Origin of the sequence: Bradyrhizobium sp. Pha-3 (assembly GCF_042258615.1) — a bacterium.
Taxonomy (GTDB): Bacteria; Pseudomonadota; Alphaproteobacteria; order Rhizobiales; family Xanthobacteraceae; genus Bradyrhizobium.
Map to the genome: position 1 here is coordinate 5,846,211 of NZ_CP170152.1, position 22,506 is coordinate 5,868,716.

Genomic DNA, 22,506 nt, shown 5'->3' on the forward strand with positions numbered 1-22,506 from the left:
CAGCGGACTATAGCGCGCCCGATGTCCTGGCGTTCGGGCGCGGGGCGACAGCCCGCGCGCTTATCCACCGCCAAGAACGACGGCCAAGCGCGGTGCTTGACCCTATTGGCAGGGATGGCGGCGGCCGTCGCGGCCAAGGAAGGTGCCGGACGCAGGATCGAACGAATGGTAGCGCGCGCAAGAGAACGATGGTGCCGCCGGTATGGCGCCATAGGCATTCGCCGGATTGCCGCCACGTTGCGCCGCCTGCTGGGCCTCACCCCACGGCGTCAGGGCGCCGCCGTTGATCGCGCTCCGCCCCGGATTCTGCGCGTCGAAAAGCGCCGGCTCCGATATCTGGGCCGAGACTGGGGTGAACGTCATTCCCACGAGCAGCACAGCGGCTGCGACGGCCTTGAGTCCGGCCATAGGACCTCTCCGATGCATCAATTGAAATTGCCCAAGAAACTGAATGAGGAACTGAACAAGAAACTGAACAAGAAACTGCGCGAGGGCGGCAGCGCCATCCCTGTGCCTGGATCCGATGTGGTGACGGCCAAACTCCCGATGCAGGGGCCACAGGGTCACAATGCCGCGAGGCAGCCGTCGGCGTGGCACGACGACCACGGCGCGCGACGGTCGCCCGCCCGCGCTTCACCGATTATGGACGTCGGGCCGCGGGTCGGAGACGAACCCGTCGCGGTTCGGCATCTTGACGGCGGCGAGAGATTTCGCGTCGAGCACCGCATTGGCCGGCACGATGCCGTTCAGGCTGAGGATGTAGGCGGACACCGCGTAGACGTCCTCATTGCTCAGTGACTGCGGCGCGTTCTGCGGCATCGCGCGTCGGATGTAGTCGAACAACGTCGGGGCATAGGGCCAGTAGCTGCCGACAGTGCGGATCGGTTTTGGACTCGGCAGCGTGCCCTGCCCGCCGACCAGGCGGTCACCAACGCCGCCCTGCCCGCTGTCGCCATGGCACGCCACGCATTGCTCGCTGAACACGATGCGGCCGCGCTCGACGCTGCCGCTGCCCGGCGGAAGGTTGGAGCCATCGCGACCGATGTCGATGTTCCAGCCCGCGATCTCCGCCGGCGTAGCCACACGGCCGATGCCGTAGCGCTCCTCGGCATGAACAGCTGCGCCGAATATCGCGACCGCACTCACCAGCGCGGCGGTCTTCAGATTACGCCTGGCCATTGATCACCTCGCCATTCGCATCGATGCGCCAGGGCCAGATCGCGTTGTTGTGGTAGAAGGAGTTGAGACCGCGCACCGCCACCAATTCCGCCAGCGTCGGCTGCACGTAGCCGGTCTCGTCGATGGCGCGGCTCTGGATCACGGCGGGGTTGCCGTCCCAGTGCCAGGGCAAACGGAAGCGCGTGAGCGCGCGCGTCAGCACCGGCTCCTGCAGCTCCGCCTGCTGCCAGCTCTTGCCTTCGTCGAGCGAGATCTCGACGCTCTTGATCTTGCCGTGGCCGCTCCAGGCTATCCCGGTGATCTCGTGAAAGCCGTGCGTGGTCAGCTTCTGACCGCCGGACGGCCGCGTGATGATCGACTTGGCCTCCATGTAGAAGGTGAATTCGCGCGACGTGCCGTCGGGCATCGGGTCGGTGTATTTCGAAGTCTCCTCGCGCGAATAGGCCGGCTCGGCGACGACCTTGAGCCGACGCAGCCATTTCACGTTCATGTTGCCCTCGAAGCCCGGCAGCAACAGGCGCAGCGGGTAGCCCTGTTGCGGACGCAGCCGTTCGCCGTTCTGGCTGTAGACCAGCATGGCATCGTCGAGGCATTTCTCGATCGGAATCGAGCGCGTCAACGCGGCGGCATCGGCGCCTTCGGCGACGATCCATTTGGCGCCCGCCTGCAGGCCGGCTTCGTCCAGCACCGTCTTGAGCGGCACACCGGTCCATTCCGCGCAGCTCAGCAGGCCGACGAGGTCGGAAGCCGTCTTGCCGTAGGGCTTGGTGTAGACCGGATTGCCGGAGCACTCGAGGAAGTGGATGCGCGACTGCGACGGAAAGCGGCGGATGTCCTCCATCGTGAACAGCAGCGGGCGATCGACCATGCCGTGCAGCATCAGCCGGTGCTCGGCCGGATCGATGGTCGGCACGCCGCCATGGTGGCGTTCGTAGAACAGACCGTTCGGCGTGATGATGCCGTCGAGCTCCTGCAACGGCGTGCGGCCCGACGCGGAGATGTATTGCGGCAGCGTCTTCGAGATGTTCTTGACGACGCCCTTCTCGTGAACCGACGGCGTGCCATAGGGCTGGCTTCCCATCGGGTCACCGGGCGCTTTCATCCATTCCGGCACGCTGGGCGGAAGATTATTCCCCTGTTCGGCAAGCGCGGTAGAACCGGCAACTCCCGCGATCGCGGAGCCGCCGGCCAGTGCTGCGCCCGCCTGAAGGAATCGCCTGCGAGACGCCTCTCGCACGCGCTTGTCCGTCGTGTGTTCGCTCATCGACGTTTTCCTCTGACGTTGCGAGGTGCAGCCTAACACCAAACGCCCGAGACGAGGCAATGATCCAGCGCGCAGAGCTGCATCAACTGCACGCGATGGCGCACGATGCCGGACACGCAGATCCCGAACGCGACCCACCGAATGCGCGCCTCAATCCTTCACCGGTGGCGTACCGTGGGTGTGGAACGACTCGATCGTCTTCAACCCCCAGGCCTGGCCCTTCTTGCGCTCTTCCTCGGTCCAGACGATCGGCTTCCAGTCCGGCGCGAGGATCAGGCGTGCGCCGGCATTGGCGACCTCGACGCGGTTGCCGCCGGGTTCATAGACATAGAGGAAGAAGGTCTGCTGGATCGCGTGCTTGTGCGGCCCGGTCTCGATATGCACGCCGTGCTCGAGGAAGATATCCGCCGCGCGCAAGATCTCCTCGCGACTGTCCAGCGCGTAGGTCACATGATGGAATCGACCGCTCTTGCCGTAATGATCGCGGGTATAGGCGAAGTCGTAGCTCTTGTTCGACATCGTCATCCACATCGCTGCTTCCGTGCCGTCGTTGAGCACGATCTGCTCGGTGGTGCGGCACCCCAGGTAGGTCTCGAAGAACAGGCGGTTGGCCTTGATGTCGACCGCGAGGCAGTTGAGATGATCGAGCCGGCGGACATTGACGCCGCGCGCCGGAAAGCGCTGCGCCTGGTTCTTCAGCGCTGGCTTCAGCTCGGCCGGCGCCTCGTACCATTCGGTCTCGTAATAGAGCTCGATGACGTGGCCGTCGGGATCGCGGCAGCGGAATGCCGGTCCCTGCCCCATGTCACCATCGATCCAGCCGATGTCGAAGCCCGAGCCTTGCAGCGCGGCGACCCGGCGTTCGAGTGCCTGCGGACTGCGGGCCCGCAGCGCCATGTGCTCCATGCCGGAGGTGTTCGACGCGGTGAGCTTCAGCGAGTAGCGCTCGTAATCGTCCCAGCCGCGCAGGTAGACCGACTCGCCCTTCCGGCCGCTGACGGTCATGCCCATGACGTCGACGAAGAACTTCAGGCTCTCGTCCGGTTTCGGCGTCAGCAGCTCCATGTGCCCGAGATGAGCGAGATCGAAGATCGGTTCCGGCTGCATGGACGCTCTCCTTCCGCGACGACGCCGGATCGACGTCTTTCCGCTCGGGCACGAAAACGGCGGCGCGTCTATTTGTACTAGTGTACAAAGGATTAGGTCTCGTCAACAAAATGTTGACGCCGGAAACTGCGGCGCCCGTTGGGGCCAGCGCTCGCGCCTAGCCTTTCGACACCACCACCGGTGCCGGACGGTGCGGCCGGGACAGGGTCGCCGACACGGTCAGCGCAACGGCGAGCGCGCACACCATGCAGAGTTTCATCCGCGCGATACGGCGATCGGTCATCGGCAGGAAGAAGAAGAACGCGATCGCCAGAACGAGAAGCGCATTCACGAGAATGTACATGGCGGAGCCCTCTTGTTGCGTATCGACAAGGTGGCTGGCGCTCGCGCGGCATTCCGTGGCTGAAATCACATATTGAAAGCGAACGAAGCCGGCGGTCAGGCGACCGAGACGGCCCGCTCGCGATGCGACGACAAGAGCTTGCGGATTTCGACATCCGGCACCGGCCGGCTGAACAGATAGCCCTGCATCTCGGTGCAGCCGAGGATGCGAAGCAGGTTGCGCTGCTGCTCGGTCTCGACGCCCTCCGCGGTCGTCGTCATGTCGCTCGCGGCGGCAATGTTCACGACGGCCTGGACGATCGTGGACGACGCGCCGGTCCCGGCGAGATCCTTGATGAAGGCACGATCGATCTTGATCTTGTCGAAGGGGAAGCGCTGCAGATAGCTCAGCGACGAATAGCCGGTGCCGAAATCGTCGAGCGCGATGCGAACGCCGAGCTCGCGCAGCTGATGCAGGATATCGAGCGCGGCCTCGTCGTCGCGGATCAGCACGGCCTCGGTGATCTCGAGCTCGAGCCGCGAGGGTGCGAGCCCCGACGCCGCGAGCGCGGCGGCGACGTTCAGCGCCAGCGTCTGGCTCTTGAACTGGATCGGAGACACGTTGACCGCGACGTTGATGTGATCCGGCCAGTTCGCCGCTTCGCGGCACGCGGTGTTGAGCACCCAGTGTCCGAGATCGTTGATCAGGCCGGTATCCTCGGCGACCGGGATGAAATCCGCCGGCGAGATGGTGCCGCGTTCGGGATGCCGCCAGCGCACCAGTGCCTCGCAGCAACTGACGCTGCCGTCCTCGAGATGCAGCAGCGGCTGATAGTGCAGCTCGAAGCTGCCGTCGGCAATGGCCTGGCGCAATTCCAGTTCGAGACTGCGCCGCGCCTTGGCGCGCGCATCCATGCCGTTTTCGAAGAACCGGTAGGTGCGGCGGCCGTCGCTCTTCGCGCCATAGAGCGCGAGGTCGGCGTTGCGCAGCAATTGATCGAGGTCGAGGCCGTCGGCGGGCGCGACCGCGATGCCGATGCTGGCATCGGTCGTGATCAAGTGCCCGCTGCAATCGATCGGCTGACGGATGGTCTGATAGATCGCGGCCAGCAGCTGCATCGTCTGCGTCTGATCGCGGACCGCCGTCTGGATCACGGCAAACTCGTCGCCGCCGAGCCGCGCCGCGACATCGGTCTCCCCGACGCAGGAGCGCAGGCGTTCGGCGATTGCCCTCAGCAGTTCGTCGCCGATCTGATGGCCGAGCGCGTCGTTGACGCTCTTGAACTCGTCGATGTCGATGTACATGACCGCGAGCTGCTCGTCCGGCCGGATCGCGTTCAACGCCTGCTCAAGGCGCTGACGGAACAGCAGGCGGTTGGGCAGATCGGTCAGCGCATCATAGTGCGCCATATGCGCGATCTTGTTCTCGGTGCGCGTCCGCTCGGTGACGTCCTCGATGGTCGCCACCCATCCGCCCCCCGGGAGCGGCTTGTTGACGATCTCGATCGCGCGCCCGCCCGGCGCGTCGGTCAGCTGACGCGTCGCCTTGCCGAGTTTCACATTGCGGATGATGGCATCGCAGAACGCGTCGACGTCGCCATCGAACGAGCCGGTCTCCTGCCGGTGCGCGATCAGCCGCTGCATGGTGCAGCCGGGTTTCGCGACATCGGGCGAGAGCCCGAACATCTCGATGTAGGGACGGTTGCAGATGATGATGCGCGCCGACGCATCGTAGAGCACGAGCCCCTGCGGAATGTTGTTCACGGCGGTCATGAGATTGCGACGTTCGGTGGCGAGCCGCGCGTCGGAGATTTCATGCCGCTTCAGCAACAGGAAGACGATCACGGCCATGATCGCAAAGGCCGCCATCAGCAGGCCTTCGCGCTCGCTCCACTGCGCGGTCACGCTTCCGAACAGGCTGCCTACCAGCAGGCCGGCACAGAACGCCAGCCCCTTGGCCGAGCCAGCGTCGGCATTCCTTGACGATGAATTGCGGTGTTCGATGCGCACGCTGATCTCTCCCGGGCGCCGCATCGTTACGCAGCACTGATGGAAAGGTCGTTACAACTCGCAGTTAGCAATCGGTTACACGATACCTGGAGACAGGGCGTAACGAATCGCGCCGAAACCTCCGTAAACCTACGGAGCTGCCGATGCACTCCTCGGAGATGGTGAATCCCGCCTTAACGGAAAGACCGCGAAACAAACCCGGCTGTGCCGGAAAGCGACGATTTCGCCGCCGATGCGCGCGACCGAGCGTAATCTCGCAGCACGATAGAAACAAATCGTCACCGGGAAGGTGTAGATTTAGCCGATGCGCAACCTCGGCGACTTAACGGTTTTTCCAAACCCGGGCGCGCATATTGGTCCGGACATTTAGATTTTGCGAACGAGCCAGGCTGGAACTGTGACATCCTTCGGACGTGTGATCTCTGTGCGCGGCTCGCAGGCCCGGGTTGGGCTGCTGACGGGCGGCCAGATACAGCTTTCAGAAATGCGCGCGACCGTCGGCCGGTTCGTCAGTATCCGCTGCGCGAGCTCGGTGATCGTCGCCATGATCACCGAAGTGTCGTGCGAGAACCTGCCGCCGTCCGACGAATACATGGCGACCGCCTCGGTCGACCTGCTCGGCGAAATCCTCGGCGGAGACCGCCCGAAATTCCAGCGCGGTGTCACCCACTATCCGACCATCGGCGACAGCACCGATCTGATCACGAACCAGGAGCTGCGCACGGTCTATGCGCCGAGCGGCTCGGACCAGATCAATGTCGGCACGCTGCAGCAGGACCGTTCGGTCATCGCCTATGTCGACGTCGAGGAAATGCTGTCCAAGCACTTCGCGGTGCTCGGATCGACCGGCGTCGGCAAATCCACCGGCGTGTCGCTGCTGCTCAACGAGATCCTGAAGTCGCGGCCGAACCTGCGCATCTTCCTGCTCGACGTGCACAACGAATACGGCCGCTGCTTCGGCGAGCGCGCACAGGTGCTCAACCCGAGAAACCTGAAGCTGCCGTTCTGGCTGTTCAACTTTGAAGAGGTCGTCGACGTGCTGTTCGGCGGCCGGCCCGGCGTGCCCGAAGAGCTCGACATCCTCGCCGAAGTGATTCCGATGGCGAAGGGGATCTACACCCAGTACCAGAACTCGGACCGGGTCGGCCTCGGACTGAAGCGCGTCGACCCCAAGCAGGTCGGCTACACCGTCGATACGCCGGTGCCCTATCGCCTGGTCGACCTGATCTCGCTGATCGACGAGCGCATGGGCAAGCTCGAGAACCGCTCCTCGCGCATCATCTATCACAAGCTGATCTCGCGCATCGACGCGGTGCGCAACGATCCGCGCTACGCCTTCATGTTCGACAATGCCAATGTCGGCGGCGACACCATGGCCGAGGTGATCAGCCATCTGTTCCGCCTGCCCGCCAACGGCAAGCCGATGACCATCATGCAGCTCGCGGGTTTCCCCGTCGAGGTGGTGGATTCCGTGGTGTCGGTGCTGTGCCGCATGGCCTTTGACTTCGGACTGTGGAGCGACGGCGTCTCGCCGATGCTGTTCGTCTGCGAGGAAGCACACCGCTACGCCTCCGCGGACCGCAACATCGGCTTCGGGCCGACCCGCAAGGCGGTATCGCGCATCGCCAAGGAAGGCCGCAAATACGGCGTCTATCTCGGCCTGATCACCCAGCGTCCGGCCGAGCTCGACGCAACCATCATCTCCCAGTGCAACACGTTGTTCACGATGCGCCTCGCCAACGACCGCGACCAGGCGCTGCTGCGCTCCGCGGTGTCGGATGCCGCCGCCAATTTGCTGTCGTTCGTACCCTCGCTCGGCACCCGCGAAGTGCTGGCGTTCGGCGAAGGCGTGGCGCTGCCGACCCGGCTGCGCTTCAAGGAGGTGCCGCCGCACCAGCTGCCGCGCGGCGAGGCCACCATCGCAACGGTGCCGTCGGTCACCGCCGGCCATGATATGCATTTCGTCAGCGCCGTGCTGGAGCGCTGGCGCGGCGCCACCTCGCATCGCGATTCGCCGAGCGGCGACGCCAACTTCAACGCTCCGACGCAGGCGCCGCGCACCATGGCGCCCGCCGAGGCGCCGATGCTGCAGCCGTCACTGGGCCTCGATCCGGACCGCTTCTCGCTTCTGAAGAAGCCGCTGCGCTGACGTCATCATGGCAGGGCGCCGATGCGCCTTGCGCCCAAGCCGTCATCCACTATGGTTTCGCGTGACGCCGCGTCCCCGCGGCACGCCGGAACCATCTCATGACGCAGCCGACCGCAAAACGCTTCCCGACGCCCGCTCTCGACAAGCTCCCCGAGGATATCCGCACCCGCATCCTGGCGGTGCAGGAGAAGTCCGGCTTCGTGCCGAACGTATTCCTCACCCTGGCCTACCGCCCCGACGAGTTTCGTGCCTTCTTTGCCTATCACGACGCGCTGATGGAAAAGGACTCCGGCCTCTCCAAGGCCGAGCGCGAGATGATCGTGGTGGCGACCAGCGCCGCCAACCAATGCCAGTATTGCGTGATCGCCCATGGCGCGATCCTGCGCATCCGCGCCAAGAACCCCGAGATCGCCGACCAGATCGCGATCAACTACCGCAAGGCCGACATCACGCCGCGGCAGCGCGCGATGCTCGACTTCGCGATGAAGGTCCGCCGCGCGGCCGAGGAGGTCTCGGAGACGGACTTCGCCGCACTCGCCGCCCACGGCTTCAGCGACGACGACGTCTGGGATATCGCCGCGGTCGCGGCCTTCTTCGCGCTCTCGAACCGGCTTGCGAACGTCACCGGGATGCGGCCGAACGACGAGTTCTACATGCTCGGCCGGCAACCGAAATAGAGGACGCCTTGGCAGACTGGAGCGAGATCATCCTGCGTCTTGGTGCGGCCACGCTCGCCGGCAGCGCGATCGGGCTCGACCGCGACTTGCGCGGCAAGCCGATCGGGCTGAAGACGCTGGGCCTCGTCAGCCTCTCGACGGCCACGGTCGTGCTGCTGGCCTTGCAGGCGGTCGATCCCGGGAAATTCACCGATGCGGTCAGCCGCGTAATCCAGGGTGTGCTGACCGGAATCGGCTTTCTCGGCGCCGGCGTGATCGTCCGGCGGGGCGACCGCTTTCACGTCCACGGCCTGACCAGCGCCGCATGCGCGTTCTTCGCCGCCTGCGTCGGCATTGTCTGCGGTGCCGGACACTGGCCGATCGTCCTCACCGCGCTGGCGCTGGCATTCCTGCTGCTGACCTTCGGCAAGCGCACCGAGCGGTGGCTGCACCACGCGCTCGGCGGCAGGGAGGCGCCGTACAGACCGCAGGCCGCGCCAGGTCAGTCGTCAGATGCCGGCCCGCACCAGCCGGGCAAGTAGATCGCGTCCTTGCTGCGACCCAGCGCCAGCCCCTTCTCCAGCGCCTTGGCGAAATTGTTCTCTACCGTCTTGCGCGGGATGTGGCGGCGCAGGAAATCGGCCCACAGGAATTCGCTGAATGGCGTCGTGTCCTTGGCAAAGCCGCCGGCCCGGCGCATTTCGCCGGCGAGACTGCGGAACGGATCGTCCTTGAGATCCTTGATCGACCTCGGAATGTCCCTGAAATGGCAGCGCTCGCCCTTGGCGTTGTAGGGATAGACCCAGCGCTTGTTGTCCATCACGCCCCAGAACACGTCACGCTCGACCATCGTGAGATCGCCGATCACGGTGACCAGGATGTCCTTGACGCCCTCCTCGTGCAGCGCCCGCGCCATGTGATGATGGTCGACGACGTAGTAGCGATCATCGGGACCATGGACGACCGGGATCATGTGCTTGCCCAAGAGTTCGGCGCGCTTCTTGTCCGAGCTGTGCTCGCGCCAGCGCTTCCGCTTCTCCTTCACCTCCTGCATGCCGACCGTCATCTGGGTCGGTCGCAGCGCCATGATCGGGACCGGTTTGACGTAAGGCTCGCGCGTATGGGCCATAATTTGTACTCCCGTTTGACCGGCATTCCGGAATGGGTTCCATTATGACATGATGTCACAGGCAGACGAAAGAGCCGGTTCGGCGGAATGGCATTGAGAGCAAGCGAACGCGTGAAGGCCCGCACGATCCGTCTCGGCAACCGCGAGGTCGTGACTGAGGGGTTGGAGCTCAGTTTCTGGGCAGACATCAGTCATCGCTGCATGACCGCGACCTGGCCCTCCTTTATTGGCGGTGCAGCATTGGTGTTCATCGCCTTCAATGCCGTCTTCGCCTTGTTCTATTGGCTCGGCGATCATCCGATCGCCAACGTGCCTGACGGCCAATACATCGACTACCTCTATTTCAGCATCGAGACGCTTTCGACCGCGGGCTATGGCGACATGCACCCGCAGACGCATTACGGGCACTTCATCGCCACCATCGAACTCTTCACCGGCATCTTCTCGATGTCGCTGATGACCGGGCTGATCTTCGCCCGCTTCTCGCGGCCGAGCGCGCGCCTGCTGTTCGCCGACAATCCCGTGATCTCGGACCATGAGGGCCAGCTCACGCTGATGATCCGCCTGGCCAACGAGCGGCACAACGTCATCGCCAATGCCACCGCGCGGCTATGGCTGTTCAAGAACGGCGTCAGCAAGGAAGGCATGCCATACCGCCGGTTCTACGAACTGCCGCTCCTGCGCAGCGAGAGCCCGGCGCTGGCGCTGAGCTGGACCCTGTTTCATGTGATCGACCAGGACAGCCCGCTCTACGGCCTCGACGCCGCGGAGCTGCAAGCCGTCAATGCCGGGCTCGGCCTCTTCGTGTCAGGACTTGACGACGTTGCAGCGCAAACTGTGCATGCGCGAAAATCGTACGAACATTTCGACGTCCGCTTCGGCCATCGCTATGCCGAGATCCTGCAAACGACCGACGACGGCCGCCTGCGGATCGACTACAGTCGGTTCCACGAGACCATCGAAGGATAAATACCACCTCTGCGCGCATCAAGATTTTAGGTGAGAAGCGCAGCGAACATGCTAAACATGAGCGGCGACGCGACCGGACTGACAACAGTGAAGACGCAGCGGCCAATTTCCTCGGATGACGAGCACGTGGTGCTCAAATTCCGGCCGCGCACCTCGGCGCAGCCGCCCGGCAAGCGCGAGGAGCCGGTCCGATCGACCCGCCCGGCTTCCGTCGCTCCTGTTTCCGTCGCCAACGACCTTTCCCGCTATGAAAAGCCGCGCGAGGAGCCGGACGATTTCCGCCAGCGCATGCTTGCCAACATCGCCGCCTTCGCCTTCACCGTGGCGCTCACCGCGATCGGCATCTGGCTCGCCATGAGCATCGCCGATTTGCGCAAGACCCAGGATTGCGTGCTGATGGGACGCCGGGATTGCGCGAAGATTACGGTGATGCCACGCAGCTAGGCAGACCGGAACCGTACCCCAAAACCGTCCCTGCCAGGCCGGCCAAGCTCCATTGAACTAACGGCCCTGCTCCGATATACGGGCACACGACTCCGGCAGCAGCAATCAGGCAATCCGGGGCACCGCGCCCGCCTCCTCCGAGCCGACCCGGAATTACCTTCAATATATCAAAGGCTTAATGATGTCCTCCACATTCGAGCAGATCGCCAACATTATCGCGGAGACCTGCGACATCCCGCGCGATACGATCAAGCCGGAGAGCCACGCGATCGACGATCTGGGGATCGACAGCCTCGACTTCCTCGACATCGCCTTTGCCATCGACAAGGCCTTCGGGATCAAGATGCCGCTTGAGAAGTGGACCCAGGAGGTCAACGACGGCAAGGCCACGACGGAGCAGTACTTCGTGTTGCAGAATCTCGCCGACCGCATCGACGAGCTGGTTGCGGCCAAGAACGCGGGCACGGGCTCGGCCTCGTAATCGCCCATCATGCAGCTTGAAACTTTTCAGCTGATCGATCGGATTGTCGACCTCAACCTCGACGCAAAGACCATTGTCGTCGAGGCGGATGTCCCGCCGGACAGCCATTCGGTGTTCACGGGGCACTTCCCGGGCTACCCGATCATGCCCGGCGTGCTGCTCACCGAAGCAATGGCACAGAGCTCGGGCTGGCTGATCCTCGGTCTGACCAAGTTCGCGCGCATGCCCTTCCTCGCCATGGTCAAGGAAGCCAAGATGCGTGGCTTCGTCAGCCCCGGCTCGACACTGACGATCGAAGCCAGGATCGAACACGAAGGTTCAGGCTTCACCGTGACCTCGGCGAAGGTCCGCGTCGGCAAGGAGCTCAAGTGCAACGCCGAGCTGACCTTCCGTCATATCCCTTTCCCCAGCCCGGACTTGCGTGTGCACATGGATGCGCTCGCCAACAAGATCGGGTTTCCGCTGCAGGCAATGAGTAATGGCTGAGAAGGAAGTCTGGATCACCGGCGTCGGCCTGCTTTCCTCGCTCGGCGAGGGGCTGGATGCGCATTGGGAGGCGCTCGGCGCCAAGCGCGTCAATGCCGACGAGAAGCGCCTCGCGCCGTACGTAATCCATCCGATCGCCCCCGTCAGCTTCGACGCCCAGATCCCGAAGAAGGGCGATCAGCGTCAGATGGAGACGTGGCAGCGTATCGGCACCTACGCCGCCGGACTGGCGCTTGATTCCGCCGGCGTCAAAGGCAATCAGGAAATCCTGTCGCGGATGGACATGATCATCGCAGCCGGTGGCGGCGAGCGTGACCTCAATGTCGACCTGGCGATCATGAACGCCGATGCGCAGGGCAAGCTGCCGCCTGCCGTCCTCAACGAAAAGCTGATGAACGAGCTGCGCCCGACGCTGTTCCTGGCGCAGCTCTCCAACCTGCTCGCCGGCAACATCGCAATCGTTCACGGCGTGTGCGGGACGTCGCGCACCTTCATGGGCGAGGAAGCCGCGAGCATCGACGCCGCACGGATCGCCGTCGCACGCATCGGGGCCGGACAGAGCGACATCGCGCTGGTCGGCGCGGCCCATAATGGCGATCGCGGCGACCTCTTGATGCTCTATTCGTTCGGCGACTTCGCCCTCAAGGATCAATACGCCTCGGTCTGGGCCCGCAGGAACAACCCGGGCTTCGCCATCGGCTCTGCCGGCGCCTTCCTGGTGATGGAATCGCGCGAGCACGCCGAAGCGCGCGGCGCCAAGCCGTACGCCAAGCTGACCAAGGTGGTCGCCGATCTTGCCAAGCGCAAGCAGCCCGGCGCAGTGACGAAGTCGCTGCAGGCGATGTGGCCGCAGCTCGGGATCAGCAACGACAACGCCATGCTGATCACGGGCGCGACCGGCGCCGAGCCTGCGACCGCCGAGGAGCGCGAATTCCTCGGGCAGCATCCCGGCCTTGCCGTGCGCGCCACCGGAACGACCTTTGGCCACACGATGGAGGCGCAGTTTCCGCTCGGGCTGGCGCTCGCCGCATTGTCGATCTCGCGCGGTGCGCTCTATCCGGCCAACGACCCGACCGGGCTGGAGGTTGAAAAGACCGAAGCGCCCACCCAGATTGTCGTGTTGGGGGTCGGCCACTGGCAGGGCGAAGGAATGGCACTGGTTGAGGCCGTCAAGTAATTCGGCGCAAGCACCGACGGGGACACCATGACAGCACCACGCGATAAATTCGGCCGACCGATCGTCGTCGTGACCGGCATGGGAATCGTAACGTCGCTCGGCGGCGGCAAGACCGACAATTGGAAACGCCTCAGCGCGGGCGAGTCCGGCATCAAGACGGTGACGCGCTTCCCGCTCGACAGTCTGAAGACGACGATGGCCGGCGCCGTCGATTTCGTCACCGTCGACCCGTTCTCCTCGACCAGCCTGTCGCAGCGCCTGGCGGAGATCGCGACTGAAGAGGCGCTGGAGCAGTCCGGCATCGGCAGCAAGGGCGACTTCCCCGGCCCGCTGTTTCTGGCGGTCGCGCCGATCGAGACCGAGTGGCCGCAGCGGCTCGAGGTCGCGCGCGACGTTCCGACCAAGGACTTTGGAATCATCGACTATCTGGCAACCTGCAGCGGCGGCAAGTTTACGCACTTCCACCGGCGCTTCACCTTCGGTTCGGTCGCGCTCAGCCTCGCCGAGACCTTCGGCACCAAGGGGTCGCCGATTTCGCTCTCGACGGCTTGCGCGTCCGGCGCAACCGCAATCCAGCTCGGCGTCGAGGCGATCCGCCGCGGCGAAACCGACGCCACGCTGTGCGTCGCAACCGACGGCTCGGTCAATCCGGAAGCCCTGGTGCGCTTCTCGCTGCTGTCGGCCCTCTCCACCCAGAACGATCCGCCCCAGGGCGCCTCAAAGCCGTTCTCGAAGAACCGCGACGGCTTCGTGATGGCCGAAGGCGCCGGCGCACTGGTGCTGGAGAGTTACGACGCCGCGATGGCGCGCGGCGCGCGTATCCTGGGCGTCGTCGCCGGCTGCGGCGAGCTGACCGACTCCTTCCATCGCACCCGCTCTGCCCCGGACGGCAAGCCTGCGATCGGCTGCGTGCGCAAGACGCTCGCTGACGCGGGCATGGAGCCCGAGCAAATCGATCACATCAACGCACACGGCACCTCGACGCCGGAAAACGACAAGATGGAATATCTTGCGACCGCAGCGGTGTTCGGCGAACACACCAAAAACATTCCGGTGTCGTCGAACAAGTCGATGGTGGGCCACACCATCTCGGCAGCCGGTGCGGTCGAGGCGATCTTCTCGCTGCTCACGCTCGAGCATCAGCGGATTCCGCCGACGATCAATTACGAGGTGCCCGATCCCGCGATCCCGTTCGACGTGGTCGGCAACAAGGCGCGCGACGCCAAGGTGACCGCCGTGATGTCGAACTCGTTCGGGTTCGGCGGACAGAACGCTTCGCTGATCCTGACGCGCGAGCCGGCCTAGCGCCCTCGCCTGATCAGATGAAACGCCTGCTCCTTCGTACCAGGGCGCGCCTGCGCGACGCCGCGAAGCCCGTCACCGATGCGGCGATCGGCGGGCTGACGATCGGCCTGCTGCGCACCACGCGTTATTTCGATCCGGAGAAGACTGCACGGTTCTTCGGTCGGGCTGCGCACTTCATCGGCCGCCGGCTGCGCGAGGACCGCATCGGCCGCGAGAACCTCACAGCCGCCTTCCCGGAAAAGTCACCACAGGAGATTGAAGAGATCCTGACCGGCGTCTGGCACAACCTCGGACGCATCGGCGCCGAATTCGCGCACATCGACCGCATCTGGGATCACGATCCCCAGAATCCCGACAGGCCGGGTCGCGTCGAATTCTCGGCGCGCAGCAAGCAGCTGTTCGACCAGTTGCGTGACGACGGCAAGCCGGCCTTGTTCTTTGCCGCACATCTCGGCAACTGGGAGCTCTCTCCGATTGCCGCGGCGGCACATGGGCTCGATGCTACGATTCTGTTCCGGCGGCCGAACATCGAAGCCGCCGACCGTGCCATCGAACGCATCCGCGCAGTCAACCTCGGCACGCTGGTGCCGGCCGGCCGCGATGCGCCGCTCAAGCTGGCGCAGGCGCTGAAGAACGGCCAGCACGTCGCGATGCTGGTCGACCAGTATTTGACCAACGGCGTTCCCGTCACCTTCTTCGGCCGCAAGACCACTGCGAATCCGCTGCTGGCGCGCCTGCGCCGGCAGATCGATTGCCCGATCCACGGCACCCGGATCATCCGCCTGCCGGACGGCCGCTTCCGCGGCGAAGTCACCGAGGAAGTGAAGCCCGTGTTCGACGCATCCGGCCAGATCGATATCCAAGGCACGATGCAGGCGATCACCGACATCGTCGAGGGCTGGGTCCGCGAATATCCGGATCAGTGGCTCTGGCTGCACCGGCGCTGGCGGTAGGGCGACGCCACCTTTGCGACGCGCAGGCGCGCGTCACTTCCCGGTCTTCACTCGCGTCCACAAGCGATTGATGATCCGCTGCGTCGCCGGATCGCGCGCGGTGATCACGAACAGCTTCTTCTGCATCGCCTCGTCGGGATAGATGTTCTTGTCGTCGAATATCTTCGGATCGATCAGCTTCTGGCTCGCCAGATTGCCGTTGGCGTAGGACAGGAAGTTCGAGTTCTTTGCTGCAACGTCGGGACGGTAGAGGTAGTTGATCAGCTCATAAGCTTCAGCGACGTTCTTTGCGTCCGCCGGAATCGCGAGATTGTCGAAGAACATCTGCGCGCCCTCCTTCGGGATCGTGTAGCCGATCTCGACGCCGGTCTTGGCCTCCGCCGCCCGGCTGCGCGCCTGCATGATGTCGCCCGACCATCCGACCACGAAGCAGATCTCACCCGAGGCCAGCGCGCTGAGATATTCGGACGAGTGGAATTTGCGCACATAGGGCCGGATCTTGATGACGAGATCGGCAGCCTTTTCGAGGTCAGGCTGCTTGGTCGAGTTCGGATCCAGCCCGAGATAACTCAACGCCGCAGGCAGGATGTCGTCGGCGGAATCCAGCATGTGGATGCCGCAGTCTTTGAACTTGGCGAGGTTCTCCGGCTTGAACACCATGTCCCAGCTGTCGATCCTGGCATCGGGCCCGAGAATCTTCTCCGCGATCTTGACGTTGTAGCCGATGCCGGTGGTGCCCCACATGTAGTTGGCGCCGAAATTGTTGCCGGGATCGTAGGTCGCGAGCTGACCGGTCACCACCGGCCACGCGTTGCCGAGGTTCGGCAGCTTCGACTTGTCGAGCTTGAGGAACACCTTCGCGGTGATCTGGCGCTGCAGGAAATAGCCGGTCGGCACCACGACGTCGTAGCCCGACTTGCCCGCGAGCAGCCGTGTCTCCAGCGTCTCGTTGGCGTCGAACGTGTCGTAGACGACCTTGATGCCGGTTTCCTTGGTGAAGTCCTCGAGGACTCCCGGCGCCATGTAGTTCGACCAGTTGTAGAAGTTGACCGTACGCTCCTCCGCACGTGCGGAGCCAGCGAACAACAGAACCGTGGCGACCGTACCGACGAGGCTGACGAGACGACGGCTCTGCTTCTCCATTCTGGTCTACCTCTTGCGACGGTGCACTGCGTCGGACAACCGCTCCAGCGCGGTGTCGAGCGTCGAGTCCTTCTTGGCGAAACAGAAGCGCACCACGGACGTCACCGCATCCTGCTCGTAGAACGCCGACACTGGAATAGCGGCGACCTTGTAATCCTGCACAATTCGCCAGCAGAACTCCGCATCGGTCTCATTCAGTCCGAGCGGCGACAGGTCCACGGTGAGAAAGTAGGTCCCCTGCGACTTCAGCACCGGAAAACCGATGCTCTCCAATCCCTTGGTCAGGCGGTCGCGGCTCCGCGCCATGTCCTTGCGCATGTCGAGGAAGTAGTCGTCCGGCTTATTGAGGCCGTACGCGACGGCCGCCTGAAGATTCGGCGCCGTCGTGAAGGTGAGGAACTGGTGCACCTTGGCAGCAACGCGCAGCAGCGGCGGCGCGGCACAGACGAAGCCGATCTTCCATCCGGTCAGCGAGAAGATCTTGCCGGCGCTGCCGACCTTGATGGTGCGGTCGCGCATGCCCGGGATCGTGATCAGCGGGATGTGCTCGCGACCGTCGAACACGACGTGCTCCCAGACCTCGTCGCAGATCGCGACCACGTCGAACTCCTGGCAATACCGCGCCAGCAGTTCGAGGTCCTCGCGCGGATAGACCACCGCCGCCGGGTTGAGCGGATTGTTGAACAGCACCGCCTTGGTCTTGTGGTTGAAGACGCTGCGCAGCATCTCCTCGTTCAGCCGCCACTCCGGCGGCTCGAGCCGCAGCAGCCGCGGAATGCCGCCGGCCTGGCGGATGATCGGCAGATATGAATCATAGACCGGCTGGAAGCACACCACCTCGTCGCCCGGCTCGACCACGGACAGGATCGAGGAGGTCAGCGCTTCGGTTCCGCCGGAGGTGACCATCACCTCGGTCATCGGATCGAGCTTGAGCCCGTGCCAATGGCCGTAATGCGATGCGATCGCCTGACGGAGTTCCGGAATGCCCATCATCGACGGATACTGGTTGTAGCCGTTGATGGACGCGTCCGCGGCGGCACGGCGGATGTCCTCGGGTCCTGGATCGTCGGGAAAGCCTTGGCCGAGATTGATGGCGTTGTTGTCGCGCGCAGCCTGCGACATCGCCTCGAAGATGGTGACGGGAAGGTCCGCGAAGACCTTGTTCATGGAGGTCATGTCAGGGATCAGCCGCCCGTCTTGGTGGGCAGTCCCGCCGCCTTCCAGCCGATGATGCCGCCCGCCAAATGCTTGTCGTAGGGCAGGCCCGCGGCCTGGGCGGCAAGCGAGGCCGTCACCGAGCGCTTGCCGGAGCGGCAGGCGAACACCACCTGCTTGCCCTGCGGATCGGGAATCGCTGACGGATCGAACGTCGACAGCGGCACCACGACGCCGTCGGGATAGGCCTCGACGGCAACCTCATTGGGCTCGCGGACGTCGACCAGGAGATAGCGGCCTTCCGCTATGCCCTTCGACACCTCGTCCGGAAACAAATCTTCCACCTTGTGGTCCGCCACGGAAATATCCTCCCGAAATCAGCTTGGCGGGCGCCGCACGGCTCGCCGTTCCGGGCCGCAAAGTCGCCTCTTGCGCGGAGAAAATCAAGCACCCGAAACGGGTTAGATGCCGCGCGGAAACGCTGGATCGTGGACCCTAGATCGTGACTTGCGTGCCGACCTCGACCACCCGCCCGGTCGGGATCTGGAAATAGTCGGTGGCATCGTTCGACGAGCGGCTCAACGCGATGAACAGATGGTCCTGCCAGCTCGGCATGCCCGAATGCGCCGCCGGCTTCAGCGCGCGGCGGGACAGGAAGAACGAGGTCGACATGATGTCGAACTGCCAGCCGAGCTTGCGGGCGATCGCCAGCGTCTTCGGCACGTTCGGCTGCTCCATGAAGCCGAACTTCAGCGTCACCTTGGAGAAGGTCTCGGTCAGCTGCTCCATCCGCACCCGCTCGGACGGATCGATGCGCGGCGTCGGCGCGGTCTCGATGGTGAGGATGACGTTCTTCTCGTGCAGCACCTTGTAGTGCTTGAGGCTGTGCATCAGCGCGGTCGGCGCGCTGACGGGATCGCTGGTCAGGAACACCGCTGTCCCGGAGACGCGCTGCGGCGGCCGCTTCTCCAGCATCGCGACGAGATCGGCGAGCGGGAACTCCAGCTTGCGCGACTTCTCGAACAACAGCCGGCTGCCGCGCCGCCAGGTGTACATCACCACGATCATGGCCCCGCCGAGCGCAAGCGGCACCCAGCCACCCTCGAATACCTTGAGCAGGTTGGCGGCGAGGAACGTGATGTCCAGGAACAGGAACGGCGCAACCAGCGCTGCGGCAGCGATCGGCGACCAGCGCCAGACCTTCCAGATCACCACAAAGCCCATCATCGCCGTCACCACCATGGTGCCGGTCACGGAGATGCCGTAGGCCGACGCCAGCGCGCTCGACGAGCGGAACATCAGCACCAGCACGATCACCGCGATGAACAGGAACCGGTTGATGCGCGGCATGTAGATCTGCCCGGAATGCGCTTCCGAGGTGTGGCGGATCTCGAACCGCGGCAACAGGCCGAGCTGGATCGCCTGCCGGGTCAACGAATAGGCACCGGTGATGACGGCCTGGCTTGCGATCACGGTCGCCATGGTGGCAAGCGCGACCATCGGGATCAGCGCCCAGTCCGGGAACATCAGGAAGAACGGATTCTCGATGCCCCTGGGATCACCGATGAGAAGCGCGCCCTGCCCCAGATAGTTCAGCGCCAGCGACGGCAGCACGATGAACAGCCACGCCGTCTGGATCGGGCGTTTGCCGAAATGGCCGAGGTCGGCATAGAGCGCCTCCGCACCGGTCACGGCGAGGAAGACCGCACCGAGGGTGATGAAGCCGATCACGCCGTGATGCAGCATGAACGACACCGCAAGGATCGGGTTGAACGCGTATAGCACTTCGGGATGCCGCACGATCTGCGGCAGCGCCGCGATCGCGATCACGGCGAACCACACGCACATCACCGGGCCGAAGAACGCCGCGACGCGCGCGGTGCCGCGCGACTGCACCGCGAACAGGGCGACCAGGATCACCACCGTGAGCGGAACCACGTAGGGATCGAATGTCGAGGTGACGAGCTTGATGCCTTCGATCGCCGACAGCACCGACAGCGCCGGCGTGATGACGGCATCGCCATAGAACAGCGCGCCGCTGATGATGCCGAGCAGCACGATCGCAGCGGCGCCCTTGGTCGCCGCGCGCTGTGCCAGCGCCATCAGCGCCAACGTCCCGCCCTCGCCGTTGTTGTCGGCACGCAGCAGGATCACGACATATTTCAGCGTCACGACCACGATCAGCGCCCACAAGATCAGGCTGAGCACGCCGAGCACCGCATGGGCCGTCACGGCGCCCTCGCCGCCGGCAGCGGCGACGACGGCTTCGCGCAGCGCGTAGAGCGGGCTGGTGCCGATGTCGCCATAGACGACACCGATGCTGCCGAGCATCAGCGCCTTGAAGGTGGCGGTTGAATGCGCCTCGCCATGGCCGTTTGCCGCGGGCGTTTCCGCCGCGGTGATCGCACTCTCGGATGACATGGGAAGCTGCGCCTCTGTCTTCTGCCGCACTGCACAATGCCGGGTTGCAGGCCTATACTCCCGGCAGGAATGCATAGGTTAGCACGGATTTAGGCCTCCACCATGCGCACCACGCATAGATCAAGGCTTTTCAACGCCGGAATTCGCTGTCAGCTCAAATAGTTACCTGCGTACCCACTTCAACGACCCTCCCGGTCGGGATCTGGAAATAGTCGGTGGCATCGTTGGCGGACCGGCTCATCGCGATGAACAGGTGGTCCTGCCACTGCGGCATCCCCGACTGGGCGGACGGCTTCAGCGACCGGCGCGACACGAAGAACGAGGTCGACATGATGTCGAACTGCCAGCCCAGCTTGCGCGCGACCGCGAGCGCCTTCGGCACGTTCGGCGATTCCATGTAGCCGAAGCGCAGCCGTACCGCGGTGAACTTGTCGCTGACCTTCTCCATGGTGACGCGCTCCGACAGGTCGACGCGCGGCGTCGGTGCGGTCTCGATGGTCAGAATCACATTGTGCTCGTGCAGCACCTTGTTGTGCTTGAGATTGTGCAAGAGCGCGGTCGGCACGAAGCTGGGGTCGCTGGTCAGGAACACCGCGGTGCCCTTGACGATATGCGGCGGCCGCTTCTCCAGGCTGTGGATCAGGTCGCGCAGCGGCACCTCGATGCGGCGGGTCTTGGCGATCAGGATCGCAGCGCCGCGACGCCAGGTCCAGATCATCGTCGCCATCACGACGCCGAACAGCAGCGGCACCCACGCGCCCTCGAACAGCTTCAAGAGATTGGCGCTGAAGAAGGTCATGTCGACGATCACGAATGGCAGGATCAATGCGGCTGCCGACGCCACGCGCCAGTTCCACAGCTTCCAGATCACGATGAAGCCCATGATGCCGTCGGCGACCATGGTGGTGGAAACGGCGATGCCGTAGGCCGAGGCGAGCCCGCTCGAGGTGCGGAACAGCAGCACCAGCAGCAGCACGCCGATCAGCAGCAGCCGGTTGACGCGCGGCAGATAGATCTGACCGGCATGAGTCTCCGAGGTGTAGCGGACCTCGAAGCGCGGCAACAGCCCGAGCTGCACCGCCTGGCTGATCAGCGAATAGGCGCCGGTGATGACGGCCTGGCTCGCGATCACCGTCGCAGCGGTGGCGAGCCCGACCAGCGGCAGCAGCAGCACGTCGGGCACCATGCGGTAGAACGAGTTCTCGATCGCGGCGGGATCGGACAGCACCAGCGCGCCCTGCCCGAAATAATTCAGTAGCAGCGACGGCAGCACGAAGAACAGCCAGCCGGACTGGATCGGCTTGCGGCCGAAATGCCCGAGATCGGCATACAATGCCTCGCCGCCGGTCACCGCGAGGAACACCGCACCCAGTGTCACCAGGCCGACGGTGCCGTGGGTCAGCAGGAACTGGATTGCGTAATAGGGATTGATCGCCGCCAGCACCGACGGATCGTCCATGATGTGGACCAGCCCCATTACCGCGAGCGAGGCGAACCACACCACCATCACCGGCCCGAAGGCGGAGGCGACGCGCGCGGTGCCGGTGCGCTGCACCGAGAACAGCAGCACGAGGATCAGGATCGTCAGCGGCACCACATAGTGCTCGAGATGCGGCGTGGCGAGCTTGAGGCCTTCGACCGCCGACAACACCGAGATCGCCGGCGTGATCATGGAATCGCCGATGAACATCGAGGCGCCGACCACGCCGAGCGCGAGCAGCGGCCAGCTGCGCCGTCCGATCGCGCGCTGGCCGAGCGCCATCAGCGACAGCGTGCCGCCCTCGCCGTTATTATCGGCACGCAGCAGCAGCAGCACGTATTTGGCGGTAACGACGGTGAACAGCGCCCACAGGATCAGGCTGAGCACACCGAGCACCATGATGCGGGTCACCGGCTGGCCGTGCGCGGCGCCGCCGACCGCCTCGCGGAAGGCGTAAAGCGGCGAAGTTCCGATATCGCCGAACACCACCCCGATGCTGCCCAGTGTCAGGGCCCAGAAGCCGGAGATGCCCTGGCTTTTGCCTTGCCCCGTGCCTTGAGTTTCCCGGGCTTCGCTGGATGAGACGCTGGCAGCCATGGCGAGGTTGGAACGCCCGATCGGTTGATTTTGATCCGCGCGGCTATCGACGCTTCCGCCTCGCCTGTCAACCAAGCAGC

At 64.4% G+C, this 22,506-nt stretch carries 21 protein-coding genes and 1 pseudogene; 10 read left to right on the forward strand and 12 right to left on the reverse strand.

The genetic code is table 11. The features are described 5' to 3' along the window. Positions 1-102: 102 nt before the first annotated feature. The 6 genes and pseudogenes from ACE10Z_RS27875 to ACE10Z_RS27900 all read right to left on the reverse strand — a co-directional run. Positions 103-408 carry a BA14K family protein gene (locus ACE10Z_RS27875; RefSeq protein ID WP_375783617.1) on the reverse strand — a complete coding sequence of 102 codons (306 nt, stop codon included), beginning with the start codon at positions 406-408 and terminating at the stop codon, positions 103-105. Between the two features lie 225 nt (positions 409-633). After that, positions 634-1,179 carry a c-type cytochrome gene (locus ACE10Z_RS27880; RefSeq protein ID WP_375783618.1) on the reverse strand — a complete coding sequence of 182 codons (546 nt, stop codon included), beginning with the start codon at positions 1,177-1,179 and terminating at the stop codon, positions 634-636. Continuing rightward, entirely contained in the window at positions 1,166-2,443 is a 1,278-nt protein-coding gene (gene soxC / locus ACE10Z_RS27885; RefSeq protein ID WP_375783619.1) for a sulfite dehydrogenase, read from the reverse strand. Before soxC ends, ACE10Z_RS27880 begins: the two co-directional genes overlap by 14 nt. 150 nt (positions 2,444-2,593) lie before the next feature. Then, the gene (locus ACE10Z_RS27890) at positions 2,594-3,550 is read right to left on the reverse strand and encodes a catechol 2,3-dioxygenase (RefSeq protein ID WP_375783620.1); all 957 of its coding nucleotides are present in this window, start codon (positions 3,548-3,550) and stop codon (positions 2,594-2,596) included. A 157-nt stretch (positions 3,551-3,707) separates the two neighbouring features. After that, on the reverse strand, positions 3,708-3,893 hold the full coding sequence (locus tag ACE10Z_RS27895) for a hypothetical protein (protein WP_375783621.1): 186 nt from the start codon (positions 3,891-3,893) through the stop codon (positions 3,708-3,710). 95 nt (positions 3,894-3,988) lie between these two features. Next, positions 3,989-5,764: pseudogene (locus tag ACE10Z_RS27900) on the reverse strand (putative bifunctional diguanylate cyclase/phosphodiesterase); the annotation flags it as partial. A gap of 514 nt (positions 5,765-6,278) precedes the next feature. Here ACE10Z_RS27900 and ACE10Z_RS27905 point away from each other — a divergent pair. From ACE10Z_RS27905 to ACE10Z_RS27915, 3 genes are all read left to right on the forward strand, one after another. Continuing rightward, positions 6,279-8,030: an ATP-binding protein gene (locus tag ACE10Z_RS27905; protein ID WP_375783622.1), complete on the forward strand. Its 1,752-nt coding sequence runs from the start codon at positions 6,279-6,281 to the stop codon at positions 8,028-8,030. Between the two features lie 98 nt (positions 8,031-8,128). Further along, positions 8,129-8,707, forward strand: a complete 579-nt coding sequence (locus ACE10Z_RS27910; RefSeq protein ID WP_375783623.1) for a peroxidase-related enzyme — start codon at positions 8,129-8,131, stop codon at positions 8,705-8,707. A gap of 8 nt (positions 8,708-8,715) precedes the next feature. Continuing rightward, positions 8,716-9,228, forward strand: coding sequence for an MgtC/SapB family protein (locus tag ACE10Z_RS27915; protein WP_375783624.1), 513 nt, complete (start codon positions 8,716-8,718; stop codon positions 9,226-9,228). Here ACE10Z_RS27915 and ACE10Z_RS27920 read toward each other — a convergent pair. Continuing rightward, positions 9,189-9,815: a ParB-like protein gene (locus ACE10Z_RS27920; RefSeq protein WP_375783625.1), complete on the reverse strand. Its 627-nt coding sequence runs from the start codon at positions 9,813-9,815 to the stop codon at positions 9,189-9,191. The genes ACE10Z_RS27915 and ACE10Z_RS27920 overlap by 40 nt on opposite strands. An 87-nt stretch (positions 9,816-9,902) precedes the next feature. Between ACE10Z_RS27920 and ACE10Z_RS27925 the strand changes: the two genes are divergently transcribed. From ACE10Z_RS27925 to ACE10Z_RS27955, 7 genes are all read left to right on the forward strand, one after another. Next, positions 9,903-10,784 (forward strand): ion channel, encoded by an 882-nt coding sequence (locus ACE10Z_RS27925; RefSeq protein ID WP_375783626.1) that lies wholly within the window; start codon positions 9,903-9,905, stop codon positions 10,782-10,784. A gap of 87 nt (positions 10,785-10,871) precedes the next feature. Continuing rightward, entirely contained in the window at positions 10,872-11,228 is a 357-nt protein-coding gene (locus ACE10Z_RS27930; protein ID WP_097672665.1) for a hypothetical protein, read from the forward strand. A gap of 181 nt (positions 11,229-11,409) precedes the next feature. Further along, positions 11,410-11,709 (forward strand): acyl carrier protein, encoded by a 300-nt coding sequence (locus tag ACE10Z_RS27935; protein ID WP_021081038.1) that lies wholly within the window; start codon positions 11,410-11,412, stop codon positions 11,707-11,709. A gap of 9 nt (positions 11,710-11,718) precedes the next feature. Continuing rightward, complete coding sequence (locus tag ACE10Z_RS27940) at positions 11,719-12,195, forward strand: 3-hydroxyacyl-ACP dehydratase FabZ family protein (RefSeq protein WP_375783627.1); 477 nt, start codon at positions 11,719-11,721, stop codon at positions 12,193-12,195. Beyond that, positions 12,188-13,372 carry a beta-ketoacyl-ACP synthase gene (locus ACE10Z_RS27945; RefSeq protein ID WP_375783628.1) on the forward strand — a complete coding sequence of 395 codons (1,185 nt, stop codon included), beginning with the start codon at positions 12,188-12,190 and terminating at the stop codon, positions 13,370-13,372. Before ACE10Z_RS27940 ends, ACE10Z_RS27945 begins: the two co-directional genes overlap by 8 nt. 27 nt (positions 13,373-13,399) lie before the next feature. Next, complete coding sequence (locus tag ACE10Z_RS27950) at positions 13,400-14,677, forward strand: beta-ketoacyl-ACP synthase (RefSeq protein ID WP_375783629.1); 1,278 nt, start codon at positions 13,400-13,402, stop codon at positions 14,675-14,677. A gap of 17 nt (positions 14,678-14,694) precedes the next feature. After that, a complete protein-coding gene (locus ACE10Z_RS27955) occupies positions 14,695-15,630 on the forward strand; it encodes a lipid A biosynthesis lauroyl acyltransferase (RefSeq protein WP_375783630.1) in 936 nt (311 codons plus the stop codon). A gap of 33 nt (positions 15,631-15,663) precedes the next feature. Here the strand turns inward: ACE10Z_RS27955 and ACE10Z_RS27960 are convergent, their stop codons facing one another. From ACE10Z_RS27960 to ACE10Z_RS27980, 5 genes are all read right to left on the reverse strand, one after another. After that, the gene (locus ACE10Z_RS27960) at positions 15,664-16,773 is read right to left on the reverse strand and encodes a polyamine ABC transporter substrate-binding protein (protein ID WP_375783631.1); all 1,110 of its coding nucleotides are present in this window, start codon (positions 16,771-16,773) and stop codon (positions 15,664-15,666) included. 6 nt (positions 16,774-16,779) lie between these two features. Then, positions 16,780-17,949, reverse strand: a complete 1,170-nt coding sequence (locus ACE10Z_RS27965) for an aminotransferase (RefSeq protein WP_375780447.1) — start codon at positions 17,947-17,949, stop codon at positions 16,780-16,782. Positions 17,950-17,957: 8 nt separating this feature from the next. After that, the gene (locus ACE10Z_RS27970) at positions 17,958-18,287 is read right to left on the reverse strand and encodes a rhodanese-like domain-containing protein (RefSeq protein WP_176531973.1); all 330 of its coding nucleotides are present in this window, start codon (positions 18,285-18,287) and stop codon (positions 17,958-17,960) included. 136 nt (positions 18,288-18,423) lie between these two features. After that, on the reverse strand, positions 18,424-20,349 hold the full coding sequence (locus ACE10Z_RS27975; RefSeq protein WP_375783632.1) for a potassium transporter Kup: 1,926 nt from the start codon (positions 20,347-20,349) through the stop codon (positions 18,424-18,426). 154 nt (positions 20,350-20,503) lie between these two features. Then, the gene (locus ACE10Z_RS27980) at positions 20,504-22,426 is read right to left on the reverse strand and encodes a potassium transporter Kup (RefSeq protein WP_375783633.1); all 1,923 of its coding nucleotides are present in this window, start codon (positions 22,424-22,426) and stop codon (positions 20,504-20,506) included. Positions 22,427-22,506 lie beyond the last annotated feature (80 nt).